This window comes from Ruegeria sp. A3M17 (genome assembly GCF_003318255.1).
Lineage (GTDB): Bacteria > Pseudomonadota > Alphaproteobacteria > Rhodobacterales > Rhodobacteraceae > Ruegeria.
In genome coordinates, this window is sequence record NZ_QOCF01000025.1 from 68,962 (window position 1) to 81,482 (window position 12,521).

The 12,521-nt window shown below is 55.7% G+C and carries 13 protein-coding genes; 11 read left to right on the plus strand and 2 right to left on the minus strand.

The window, feature by feature from the left end; genetic code table 11:
* The first annotated feature begins 17 nt into the window (after positions 1–17).
* From DS906_RS13345 to DS906_RS13390, 10 genes are all read left to right on the plus strand, one after another.
* Positions 18–1,145, plus strand: a complete 1,128-nt coding sequence (locus DS906_RS13345) for an NAD(P)/FAD-dependent oxidoreductase (RefSeq protein WP_255415407.1) — start codon at positions 18–20, stop codon at positions 1,143–1,145.
* An 85-nt stretch (positions 1,146–1,230) separates the two neighbouring features.
* The gene (locus tag DS906_RS13350) at positions 1,231–1,986 is read left to right on the plus strand and encodes a truncated hemoglobin (RefSeq protein ID WP_113790637.1); all 756 of its coding nucleotides are present in this window, start codon (positions 1,231–1,233) and stop codon (positions 1,984–1,986) included.
* Between the two features lie 531 nt (positions 1,987–2,517).
* Entirely contained in the window at positions 2,518–3,012 is a 495-nt protein-coding gene (locus tag DS906_RS13355; RefSeq protein ID WP_058271600.1) for a hypothetical protein, read from the plus strand.
* A 183-nt stretch (positions 3,013–3,195) separates the two neighbouring features.
* Positions 3,196–4,224 (plus strand): zinc-binding dehydrogenase, encoded by a 1,029-nt coding sequence (locus DS906_RS13360; RefSeq protein WP_113790638.1) that lies wholly within the window; start codon positions 3,196–3,198, stop codon positions 4,222–4,224.
* A gap of 75 nt (positions 4,225–4,299) precedes the next feature.
* On the plus strand, positions 4,300–5,175 hold the full coding sequence (locus DS906_RS13365) for a branched-chain amino acid ABC transporter permease (RefSeq protein WP_113790639.1): 876 nt from the start codon (positions 4,300–4,302) through the stop codon (positions 5,173–5,175).
* 3 nt (positions 5,176–5,178) lie between these two features.
* Positions 5,179–6,276, plus strand: a complete 1,098-nt coding sequence (locus tag DS906_RS13370) for a branched-chain amino acid ABC transporter permease (protein ID WP_113790640.1) — start codon at positions 5,179–5,181, stop codon at positions 6,274–6,276.
* The gene (locus DS906_RS13375) at positions 6,273–7,037 is read left to right on the plus strand and encodes an ABC transporter ATP-binding protein (RefSeq protein ID WP_113790641.1); all 765 of its coding nucleotides are present in this window, start codon (positions 6,273–6,275) and stop codon (positions 7,035–7,037) included. The genes DS906_RS13370 and DS906_RS13375 overlap by 4 nt, the downstream gene beginning before the upstream one ends.
* Positions 7,034–7,807, plus strand: coding sequence for an ABC transporter ATP-binding protein (locus DS906_RS13380; RefSeq protein ID WP_113790642.1), 774 nt, complete (start codon positions 7,034–7,036; stop codon positions 7,805–7,807). The genes DS906_RS13375 and DS906_RS13380 overlap by 4 nt, the downstream gene beginning before the upstream one ends.
* Before the next feature lie 5 nt (positions 7,808–7,812).
* On the plus strand, positions 7,813–9,699 hold the full coding sequence (locus DS906_RS13385; protein WP_113790643.1) for a long-chain fatty acid--CoA ligase: 1,887 nt from the start codon (positions 7,813–7,815) through the stop codon (positions 9,697–9,699).
* A gap of 30 nt (positions 9,700–9,729) precedes the next feature.
* Positions 9,730–10,890, plus strand: coding sequence for an ABC transporter substrate-binding protein (locus DS906_RS13390; protein WP_113790644.1), 1,161 nt, complete (start codon positions 9,730–9,732; stop codon positions 10,888–10,890).
* 73 nt (positions 10,891–10,963) lie between these two features.
* On the opposite strand, the gene rpsI is transcribed toward DS906_RS13390, so the two are convergent.
* Positions 10,964–11,449, minus strand: coding sequence for a 30S ribosomal protein S9 (rpsI, locus tag DS906_RS13395; RefSeq protein WP_037309196.1), 486 nt, complete (start codon positions 11,447–11,449; stop codon positions 10,964–10,966).
* Positions 11,450–11,454: 5 nt separating this feature from the next.
* On the minus strand, positions 11,455–11,913 hold the full coding sequence (gene rplM / locus DS906_RS13400) for a 50S ribosomal protein L13 (protein WP_113790645.1): 459 nt from the start codon (positions 11,911–11,913) through the stop codon (positions 11,455–11,457).
* A 242-nt stretch (positions 11,914–12,155) separates the two neighbouring features.
* Here rplM and DS906_RS13405 point away from each other — a divergent pair, with 242 nt between their 5' ends.
* Positions 12,156–12,518 (plus strand): nuclear transport factor 2 family protein, encoded by a 363-nt coding sequence (locus DS906_RS13405; protein WP_113790646.1) that lies wholly within the window; start codon positions 12,156–12,158, stop codon positions 12,516–12,518.
* Positions 12,519–12,521 lie beyond the last annotated feature (3 nt).

Sequence of the window (12,521 nt, forward strand, 5' to 3'; positions counted from 1 at the left end):
TGTCGTTTTGATCATGTATTTCTAACTACTGCCCGGAACACGCAAATGCAATGAGGATCGGGATGTCCAGGAAGAAGGTAGTGATTGTTGGTGGCGGATATGTCGGCTTTGAGGTTGCCAAAGAATTGGATGCACATGCCGATGTCAAACTGATCGAGCAGCGCGAAGCTTTTGTGCAGCCGCCGGCGACAATCCGGGCGCTCTTGGACCCTGCTTTGCTGGATCAGATCGTCCTGCCATATGATCGCCTGCTAAAGACCGGGCGGGTCGTGCGTGGCCGCGCTGTATCGGTGTCTCAAACCGAAGTGACCCTGGAAGATGGCAGCGTCTATCCGGCTGATTTTATCGTCGTGGCCACAGGTTCGTCCTATGCAGCACCGTTCAAACCATCGGGCGACAGCATTGATGATTTTCGCCAGGCCAGCGCGGACGTCAGCGCACAATTGGCAGCCGCGAATTCGGTGGCAATCGTCGGGGCTGGTGCCGTTGGCACAGAACTGGCAGGTGAAATTGCTGCGGCACGACCGGACAAGGACATCACTTTGATTTCGTCGGACGATACCCTTTTCCCGATGTATCCCGCTAAGTTTGGCAACCAGATCAAACGCAAACTTGAACGCGCCGGTGTATCTGTCGTGCTTGGTCAAAGGGTCGAGGATCTACAGCGCATGGATATGCCCTACACGGGATCAGTGAAGCTGACCGATGGCCTGGTTATCTCCGCTGATCTGGTGTTTCCGGTCGTCGGATCAAAAACAAATACGGCCTTGATCCAGACTTTGCCTGGGGTGAACGCTGTACCATCCGGCCGAGTCAAAACCGACAAGTGGATGCGCCCGTCAGATTTTTCGAATGTCTTCATCGCGGGCGACATCGCCGACATCGGTGACGGTATGACGATTGTCGCGATCTCAAGGCAGAACCCTTGGTTGATCAGGACATTGAAACAGGTGTTGAAGGGACAATCGGTCGAAGATCAAAAGCCCTATGCACCTTGGAAGAAGGCACCGATCCTCGTTCCGCTGGGACCTCATGTCGGCAATAGTTGGCTCTTTGCGACTGTTGGCGATTGGATCACCCGCAAGATGAAGGGAAAAGAGCTCTTTATTCCAAAGTACCGCAAAGCATTTGGCCTTTCGCGATAGCAGCTGGCCTGCCCCAGCACATTGCTGACCTGTAGGTGCAATTCCCATGAAGCAACGCGATAAGACGCCTCAAGGAACTCATCCAATGACCCGTGTTGACCATCCCAAATACCCAACGCGCCACGGCTACATGAGCGAGAAAATACAGCACTCCTATATCAAATCGGCGATCGAAAACGGGGTACTGCCACCTGACGCGCATCGGATGCCAGAGGTGGTCTCGCTGACAGCACCCAGAGACATCACGAAACCCATCCAATTTTGGCAACTCTACTCGGTCCTCGGACAGGACCAAATTGTCGATATCGTACGCAGGTTCTACGAACGGGTCTTTGCGGATGAGCCCTGGTTTACATCTGTCTTTGAACGGGTTGGCGGGCTAAGCCATCACGTTGCGACACAGGCATCGATGTGGATCGATGTCATGGGTGGTGGTCCGTATTATCACGGCGCGGAATTCCGGTTAAGTTTTCATCACACGCACAATGCGATGGCGCTGATGAATGACAAAGGGGCGGAGCGATGGGTCGCCCTCATGCGCGAAACGCTTGATTCATCCTTGGATCTGATGGCGGATGATCCGCGTGTACGGACCAGCATCAACACTTTCCTGGCCTACTTCATGACCAAGTATGCCGATGAATTCAGGTTTCAGGATCGCCACATCTTTGGTGAAACGAACGGTCCGTTCAAACGTCAGATCAACTTCATGAAGATGACAATCGAAGCGATAGAGGGCTTAAGTAAGAAGGAACTCAGCGATGCTTTGATCGCGCGTGGCGTAGACGTCTCGCGATACCCGAACAAGCAAGCGCTGGTCAGCAAGGCGTTGATGATGTGAAGACCCGGCCGATTGCGTTGAACAACTCGAAAAACCGGCTTCCTCACACCCACAATGCGCACCAACCTGATCGTCGCCATGCGCACCTTCTGCGAAAGGTTCGGGTTAATCCCCCCAAAAGTGTCTTTCAGTTTCTGGGTTTCATACTCGCAAGATCGTTTGTGGTGACCTTTTCCCCAGTTTATCGCTGGCGCTCCAATAAAGTGTTGCAATTTTTTCCGATGATCGCCCATAGGAAGGCAATGTGGTTCTCCAAGGTTCAGTAACTCTTTCGAGGCGTAGTTACTTGCTCAGGCGCATTGCTGCCCGTCTTACCTCTGCACTTAAGAGTTAAAATCCACCTCGGTTTTAGGCAAGTAATCAAGCTCACGGGTCATGTTGTCGGCATGACGGCGTGTTATTGCCACCTGGTTTCATCAGATCGGCGTTGGCTGGCTCAAACCCCCGAATTGAAATGAATTTCTGGGAATTCCCCTTTGATCACCGATAATTTACCCTCATCTAAGCGACACATATTTCAAGGAGAACCCCATGTCGCGCACTCTCATATTAGCTGTTATCGTCGCCGGACTTGGCGCCGGAGCTTACTATTACCTCAACCAACCCGAACCCACGCCCGCCGAAAGCCTGCAATCGGCAGCCCAAGACGCTGGTGCGGCCGTGAATGATGCCGTAGATGCCGCCACCGAACAGGCGAGCGAAGCCGCATCTTCCATTGCTGACCAAGCCACCGAAGCGGCCGAACAAGCCGGACAGGCGGCCACCGATCTGGCTGACCAGGCCGGAGATCAGGTCGCGTCCCTAGCCAATCAGGGGCAAGACCTGATGAATTCCTGGATCGAAGAAGGTACGCTTTCCGTCCAGAATTTTGACTATGACGCCATGGTGACTTCGGTTCAGGACAGCCAGTTGTCACAGGACCTGAAAACAAAGGCCTTGGGTATCCTGGATGAAATCAAGGCATCCCCGCAGTTGATTGCTCAGAAGATCGAAGAGCTGCGCACGCTTCTGACTGGACAACAATAGTTTCTGAGGGCCGTTCTGATATGAACGGCCCTTCTTCTTTACCGGGTGCGCACTCCCGTTACGTCAGACGCAACTCTGATTGACGTCCCAGCACCTGTTTGATTGGCTGCCCCTAAATCCAACGCAACACCACTTGCAACAGACCCGTTCTGTGCTGTGTCCGCACAGGAGATAGGAGACATAATGACCACCCTGCCCCCAAACATGTTCGCCGTGATTCAAACTCATGACGGGTATTCCGGATCGGCCACCGGTCCGTTTATCAAGGATGCCGCCGATTGGCTGGCCGCGGCCGAGCTTCCCGTGCCCGAACCCGGCCCCGGTCAGGTGCTGATCAAATTACGGGCGTCGTCGGTGAATCCTTCTGACCTCCATTTTATTAAGGGCGAATACGGGCAGCCGCGTGTCAAAGGCGCGCCCGCCGGATTCGAAGGCTGTGGCGACGTGGTGGCCACCGGCACCGGTGCCGAAGCGTTGCAGGGCCAACGGGTTGCCTTTGTGGCGGCTGGTTCCGGGGCGTGGGCGGAGTATATCGTGACGCAGGCGCTGATGTGTATCCCCCTGCGACCCGATATCTCGGACGAAGATGGCTCGGCCCAGGTCATCAATCCCATGACTGCGATGGCCATGGTGGATATCGCGCGGGGTGCGGGCGATGCTTTTGTCGTTTCGGCGGCCACCAGCCAGTTGGGCAAACTCATGTGCTCGCTTGGTCGCGATTTGGGGCTTAAACCCATCGCAATCGTGCGCCGGGCCGAGGCAGTGGAGACTTTGAAGGAACTTGGCGCTCATGAGGTTTTGGTCACGTCCGACCCGGACATGATGCAGAAGTTCGCAGCGCTCAGCTTGGAACTGAAACCACGTGTCTTTCTGGATGCCGTGACGGATCAGGTCTCCGAGCAGATTTTCTGTTCGATGCCCAACGGCGCGCGGTGGGTTGTCTACGGCAAGCTCAGCCCCGAATTGCCAAAGCTGACACAGACCGGTCAGTTGATCTTTATGGGCAAGCGGATCGAGGGGTTCTGGTTGACCAAGTGGATGACGTCAACTCCTCCGGCGGACCAGATGAGAGTTGTTGGTGAAGTCCAGGCCCGGTTTGCTGACGGACGCTGGAAAACGGATGTTTCTGAACGGCTTGGCTTGCGCGATGTGGTGGCAAATCTGGCGAATGCTCTGAAAAAGAGTGACGGGAAGGTGATTATCACGCCATAGTAGAACAAAGCCCCGGACGAAGGAGGATGTCCGGGGCGTAAGGAACGCCGGGCCAACCGGCATGGGAGGACAAACTTGGATAACGCGCAGCTGCTGATCAGCGGGCTGGCGAATGGCTGTGTCTACGGCTTGATCGCGCTTGGCTTTGTGCTGATTTACAAGGCCACCGAGGCGGTGAATTTCGCGCAGGGCGATTTCATGATGCTGGGCGCCTTCGTGACGATCGGGCTTACGAATACGGAGTATATGGGGCTGCCCTTCTGGATGGCCTTGCCGATTTCATTGGGGATCATGGGCGCGTTGGGCTACTTGCTTGATCGCCTGATCATCCGGCGCCTTTTCGGAGAGAGCCAAACGGCAGTTGTTATCCTGACCATCGCATTGGGCTTCGTCATCCGCTTCGCGGCCGGGTTAATTTGGGGGCACGAGCCGCAGACGCTGCAAAACCCGTTGGCCGGCAAAGAAGTCCGCTTTGGCGGGCTGGTGCTGGGGATGGAGGACGTCGCCGTCATCGTCGTGACCATCTTGCTGACCTGGGGGCTGTATGTCTTCTTCAGTCGGACCAAGCTGGGTCTTGCGGTGCAGGGCGCGTCGCAGAACCAGTTGGCGGCGTATTACATGGGAATACCGGTGAAGCGCGTGCAGGGCTTTATCTGGGCTCTGGCGGGGGTTGTCGCGGGGATTGCGGGCATCTTGTTCGCGGCCAAGGGGTCTATCGATCCAACCACCGGTTTGCTCGGCATCAAGGCCTTCGCCGCAGCCGTAATCGGTGGCTTTGGAAGCCTGCCGGGGGCATTGGCTGGCGGGCTGATCGTTGGTGTGATCGAGCCCTTTGCCAGCCGCTACATCGCGGCAGGGTACAGTCAGATCGCGCCTTATGCGCTGCTGCTGGCGGTGCTGATCTTTCGCCCGAATGGGCTGTTCAGTCAGGTTCGGGTCAAGAAGGTCTAAGCCATGCGGATTGTGTTCAAAACCAACTACATGCAGGATATCCGACCTTGGAAGGACGCATATCAGCTTTGCCTGTACCTTATCTTGCTGGCGGTCGTCGCCACAGCTCCGTGGTGGCTGGACGACTTCTACCTGGGTGAGCTGACAAACGTCCTGATCTGGGCCATCGCGGGCCTGGGGTTGATGATCCTGACAGGTCACACAGGTCAAGTCAGTCTGGGTCATGCGGCGTTTTTAGCCTTTGGTTGCTATGCCAATGTCATTCTTCTGGAAGCCGGCGTGCCGTTTCTGATCGCCTTCCCCTTGGCTGGTATTCTGACCGGATTGGCCGGAGTGACGGTCGCCATCCCCGCCCTGCGACTGCACGGGATATATCTTGCGATCTTCACAATGGCCCTGTCCATCCTCATGGATGACGTCATCGTTCTGGCCGAGCCGATCACAGGCGGTGTCGCGGGCAAATATCTTGGCGGCGTTGAGATTTTCGGGTTTCTGGTCGATCGCTGGGGTACTCCGGTCCAGTTCTTCTGGCTGGTTCTTGGTGTGGCGGTGCTGGTGACGCTTGGCTACATCAACCTGTTGCGCGCGCCTTTGGGGCGCAGCTTTATAGCTGTGCGGGATTCCGAATTGTCAGCACAGGCCATGGGCGTGGACATTGCCCGGACCAAGATGATCTCGTTCGCACTGTCCTGCGCTGTGAGTGGTTGGGCGGGCGCGTTAATGGGTATGTTCTCGGGTGCATTCAACAATGAGACGTTCAGCGTCCTGATCTCAATCCAGCTACTGATGATGATCGTGATCGGTGGTCTGGGATCCATCCATGGCGCATTCCTTGGGGCGATCGTAATCGGGTTCCTGCCCCAGTTCCTGTCGATTTCAAAGGAGTACGTGGGCGCGGTGTTTGGTGGCAATACCGTCGCCATTCCGGGGTTGGAGTTCGGTATCTTCGGAATGATCCTGATCGCCTTCATCCTGTTTGAACCGATGGGCCTGTACGGGCGCTGGCTGAAAGTCCGCACGTGGTTCGAGCTGTTTCCCTTCTATCGCAAGGACATGTTCAAGCGGCAGAAATCCTACCTCAAGACGGAGCGCCTGAGATGAGCTTGCTTGAGTTCGAATACGTCACCCTGAAGTTCGGTGGGCTGACTGCCGTCAATGATCTGTCTTTCGAAGTCGAGGAAGGCGAAGTTTTCGCCATCGTTGGCCCAAATGGCGCAGGAAAATCCACGGTCTTCAATCTGATCTCGCGTTTCTATGACCCTTATGCCGGGTCGATCCGGTATAACGGTCACGACTTGCTTAAGGCCAAAGCGTCCGGTGTGGCGGCCTTTGGTGTGGCGCGGACATTTCAGAACATTGAACTGTTCGAACACGCGACCGTGCTGCAGAACCTTTTGGTTGGACGGCACCGTCACCGTAAAACCAACATGCTGTCCGAAGTGTTGTTTCTGCCCTCAGCCCGGAGGCAGGAATTGGAAAACCGCGAAAAGGTCGAAGAGATTATCGACTTCCTCGACTTACAGGCCTTTCGCGACAAAATGATTTCCGGCCTGCCCTACGGCGTGCGCAAGGTGGTCGAGGTGGCCCGCGCATTGGCCACCGATCCTAAGCTGCTGTTGCTGGACGAACCTGCATCCGGGCTTTCGGTTGAAGAAACTACCGACATGCGCTGGTGGATTGACGATATCCGCAGGCAGATGGGGATCACGGTTCTGATGGTCGAGCATGATATGGGGCTGGTTTCCGGCGTCTCGGATCGCGTTCTGGCAATGGCGGACGGCGCAAAACTGGCGCTGGGAACACCAGCTGAGGTTCAGTCGCACCCGGCGGTGGTCGAAGCCTATTTGGGTAAAGCCTCATGAGCGAGCCGATCCTGACAATTCGCAACATCGAAAGTTTCTATGGTCCGATCATGGCGATCCGCGGCGTTTCTCTGGATGTTCATCCGGGCCAAATTGTCTCGATCCTTGGCGCCAATGGCGCGGGCAAGACCACGCTGATGAAAACTGTTTCTGGCGTGATGGATCCGGAAAAGGGCAAGATCACGTTTGAAGGCGACGAAATTCAGGGGTCCGAGCCACACAAGGTCGTGCAGAAAGGCATCGTTCACGTGCCCGAAGGGCGTGAAGTGTTTCCACTGCTGACGGTCGACGAAAACCTCAGCCTCGGGGCCTATACCCTGAAGGACAAGGGGCAGATCGATCACGATCGGGATCTAGTTTTTTCGTACTTTCCGATCCTCAAGGAACGTCGCAATCAAGAGGCCGGCACTCTGTCTGGCGGACAGCAGCAGATGCTGGCGATTGGCCGTGGTCTGATGGCCAGCCCAAAGATCATGCTGTTGGATGAACCGTCGCTAGGTCTGTCTCCACTGCTGGTTCAGGAAATATTTGGCATCCTCAAACGACTGAATGACGAACAGAACATGACGATGATGTTGGTCGAGCAGAACGCCAACGCCGCCTTGGAGCTGGCTCATCATGGCTATGTGATGGAAGTTGGCCGCATCGTCATGGATGGCGCAGCGGATGTTCTGATGCGGTCAGAGGACATTCAGAATTTCTATCTGGGCGTTCAGGAAGAAGGCGCACGGGAAAACCGTCGTTGGAAACGGAAAAAGACGTGGAGGTGAGACAGATGAACATCAGCACCCTGCCCCCTCAGATCACAGTCAACGGCGTTCGCCTGAACGCAACCCCCGGTCAGCGCCCGGTTTGCGTTGATGAGTGTATTACTATCTGCGAGCTGTTTCGGAACCGCTGCGCCGAGCTTGGTGATCGTACGGCGCACCGCGAAAAAGACCTTGGCATCTGGAAGTCGTATTCCTGGGCAGACTATTGGCAGCACGCTAAATGGATCGGTCTTGCCCTGCGCAAACTGGGGTTGCAGCGCGGCGAGGTTGTCTCGATCTTGTCAGAGGACCGAAGGGAATGGGCCTGGTTCGACATGGGTATTCAGGCCGTTGGTGGTATCGCATCCGGTGTCTACACCACCGACTCGGCCAACCAGCTGAAATACCTGATCAATGACAGCGACAGCCGTTTTCTTATCGTCGAAAACGAAGAGCAACTGGACAAATTCCTGCAGGTCGAAGACGAGGTGCCGGGCCTTCTGAATGTCATCATTCTTGACGATGAGGGCCTGCACGATCTGGATCACGCGCGCTGCATGATGATCGACGCATTGTATGCGCTGGGTCAGCAAGCCGAGGCTGAAGAACCCGATCGTTTCGAGGTAGAAGTCGCGCTAGCGTCGCCGCAGGATACCGCGCTGTTGATCTACACCTCGGGCACCACAGGAATGCCGAAAGGCGCGATGCTGAGCCATGAGAACATCCTTGCGGCAATAGAATGTGGAGCACATGCGTTGCCTGCCTTAGAGACGGACGAACAGCTATGCTTTCTACCGCTGTGCCATATTCTAGAGCGTGATGTATCCATCTACTTCCCACTTGCCGCCAAATGCATCGTAAATTTTGCCGAAAGCCCGGAGACCGTGTTTGCGAACTTGCAAGAGATCTCACCCTCGACCTTCACCGCTGTTCCGCGTGTTTGGGAGAAGATCTATTCCTACGTTCAGATCATGACGCAGGATGCGACGCCCACGGGCCGCGCAGCCTTTGGCATGGCCCTGAAAGCAGGGCTTGCTCGGGCCGAGTACAATCTAGCCGGCAAACCCGTCCCAGCCGGTGTCGCCGCGCAATTCTGGGTGTGGGACCGGCTGGTTCTGCGCAACCTGCGCCGCATGCTGGGTATGGACAAGATGCGGCGCGGAGGTTCAGGCGCGGCTCCGATTTCAACGGACTTGCTGAAATGGTACTGGGCAATTGGCGTGCCGTTGGTCGAGGGGTTCGGGATGACCGAGACCTCGGGTCTGGCGACGCTAAACACCATTGAAAGCAATAAGGTCGGAACTATCGGACGCGCTGTGCCCGGAAATGATATCCGGATATCCGACGACGGTGAGATTCAGCTAAAGGGCCTCAACATTTTTCAGGGATATTGGCGCAATAATGCCAAGACTGCCGAGACTTTCACCGCCGATGGGTGGCTGCGAACCGGCGATCTGGGGCATATCGATGAGGATGGCTACGTCACCATCTCAGGCCGCATGAAAGACATCATCATCACTGCCGGTGGCAAGAATATCACCCCTGCCGAGATCGAAAGCCGGTTGAAATTCAGCCACTACATCTCGGACGCGGTGATAATCGGTGACAAGCGAAAGTTCCTGACCGCGCTGATCATGATTGATCAGGAAAACGTCGAAAAATTTGCGCAGGATCGGAAGATTCCGTTTTCAAATTTTGCATCCCTCTGTGCAGCCGCCGAAGTCAAAGATCAGATCCAGGGGGAAATCGACGCGGTGAATAAGGATTTTGCACGGGTCGAGCAGATCAAGGACTTTCGCCTGATTGATGTACTTCTGACCGCAGATGACGATGAACTGACCGCAACGATGAAGTTGAAACGCAGCTTTGTCGAAAAGAAGCACGGCCATCTTATTGAAGACATGTACAATTAATAAAAGAGATAACCTAAAGGGAGGAGAAAGATGAAGAATGTGATCATGCGGCTGGCGGCGGCCACCGCCTTGACGGCTTCGGCGACCCTTGCCAATGCACAGACACAGGGTGTCACGGATGATGAGATCATCATCGGTTCGGTCAACGATCTGAGCGGTATCTTCGCGGCCGTCGGTGTTCCGGCCACCAAAGGTGCAAATGTGGTGTTTGACCGGGTGAACGCAAATGGCGGCGTGCACGGGCGCACGATCCGCTATGTTGTCGAGGACAACGGATATCAGATGCCGCGCGCGATGCAGGGCTACAACAAGCTGTTGAACCGCGACAAGGTGTTTGCGATGCTACAGTCGCTGGGAACTCCGATGAATGTCGCGGGCTTCAAGTTGTTGGATCCAAAAGGTATTCCCAATGTCGCCCCACTGTCCGCCGCACGGCAAATGCTGCAGGAACCGATGGACAATAAGTTCACGGCCTTTTCGACCTACTTTGACCAAAGCCGTGTTGGTGTGACGTATCTGGCGGCCGAGTTCGGCGGGCAGTCTGTGTGTTCAATGTACCTGCCAACCGATTTTGGCGCCGAAATCGTCGAAGGTACCAAGGCCGGTGCCGAAGAAGCCGGGATCGCTTTTGTCGCCGAGACCACGCACAAGCCGGATGAAACGGATTTCGTGGGCTCGCTGAGCAAGCTCAAGGAAGAAGGGTGCGATATCGTCACGATCGCTCTGGGTGTGCGTCAGGCCATTACCGTTGTTGGCACCGCCAAGAAGATGGGCCTGACGGAAATGAAGTTTCTTGGTACATCCGCCAGTTTCCTGACTGTTGTTGCGCAGGTGCCGGGCGGAGTGACAGACGGGTTTTACGCCGCCGCGTCGTGGCAGGATCTGTGGTCCCGTGCCGGAGACCCTGCCCCTGCCGCCTTTATCGAGGAATACCAGGCGGCAACCGGTGAAGATCCTGTCGGGTTTGCCATGCTGGGATACTCTGCGGCCGAAACGATGGTCAAAGCGCTTGAGGCTGCCGGCCCTGATCTGACTCAGGAAAGCTTTATCGCCGCGATGGAAACGCTGGACTATCAGGATGAACTGGTGGGCAACCACATGACTTTTGGTCCTGATGATCACCAGGGAGCCGACTCGGTCTATGTGAATGTTGTGGAAAACGGTGCTTGGAAGATGGTGTACGAAGAATAACCCCCAACACGCATCTCAAACGAAAAAGGGCTCGCACACGCGAGCCCTTTGATTTTGTGCACTCGGCAGCGAATTAACGCTTCGAGAACTGGAACGAACGACGCGCTTTGCGCTTACCGTATTTCTTACGTTCAACAACACGGCTGTCGCGGGTCAGGAAGCCAGCGGCTTTCAGTGCGCCACGCAGCGACGGATCGTACAGTTGCAGCGCTTTCGAGATGCCGTGCTTGACCGCACCGGCCTGACCGGTCAGGCCACCACCTTTAACGGTTGCAACAACGTCGAACTCACCTTCAACGCCGGCAACCTGGAACGGCTGGCGCAGGATCAGCTGCAGAACGGGACGAGCGAAATACACGTCCTGGTCTTTGCCGTTCACGGTGACCTTGCCGGAACCCGGCTTGATCCAAACGCGGGCAACAGCGTCTTTACGCTTGCCGGTGGCATATGAACGACCCAGTTCGTCACGCACGGGTTCACGCACGATGATTTCTTCGGCCACAACCTCAACGCCTGCGACGGCGCTCAGCTCTTCGAGAGTATTGATCTGATCAGCCATGGTCATTAGCTCCGGGTGTTTTTCTTGTTCATGGATGCAACATCCAGAACTTCGGGCGCTTGCGCCTCATGGGGATGCTCGGCACCGGCATATACACGCAGGTTGGTCATAACCTGACGCGACAGGCGGTTGCCAGGCAGCATGCGCTTGACCGCCTGGGTCACAACGCGCTCGGGGTACTTGCCCTCGAGGATCTGCTGCTTGGTGCGCGACTTGATGCCGCCCGGGTGGCCAGTGTGCCAGTAGAAGTTTTCTTCGCGCTTCTTGCCGGTCATCTGGATTTTGTCAGCGTTGATCACGATGACATTGTCGCCCATGTCCATGTTCGGGGTGAACGACGCTTTGTGCTTGCCACGCAGACGCATGGCGACGATCGAAGCAAGACGGCCCAGAACAACGCCCTCGGCGTCGATCAGGATCCATTTCTTGTCGATGTCTGCAGGTGTTGCAGAAAAGGTTTTCATGGCAGGATAGTCCTGTTTGATGTGAAAGACCGCCCACGTGCGGAGCGGCCCGAATTCGATGTTGGGTATGTAGATGTACCTTTGTTGCGCGTCAAGAACATGAAATCAAAATTAATCTAGCAATTACAGTATATTACAAAATAGGTATCATTTTACCCCATGAAATCACCATCAATTTCCGCAAATATCCCCGACCAGATATACTGTCGGCCACCAGCGATCAAAAAAGGAGCGGCCAGAGAATGGATTGGCAGCAAACCATCGCCGATTACGGGGCGGCCTGGCAACAGGCGGATCAGGGTAAGCGCCTTGATCTTTTAACCAAATGTTTCGCCACGGACGGCATCTATGTCGACCCGACGGCAGAAGTGAACGGACGGTCAAACCTGTGCGATCATATCGGAGAAGTCCTGCAAAGCTCCGGCGGGCGGGTTGAGCTGACCAGCAACCCCAACAATCACCACGATGTCGTCCACTTTACCTGGCATATGGTTGGCCCTGACGGCACCGTAATGGTGACCGGCCACGATTTCGTTCGATTGGATGAACAAGGAAAGATTTCGCATCTGGCCGGGTTTTTTGGCGATCCTGCCCCATTGAGCTAGGGG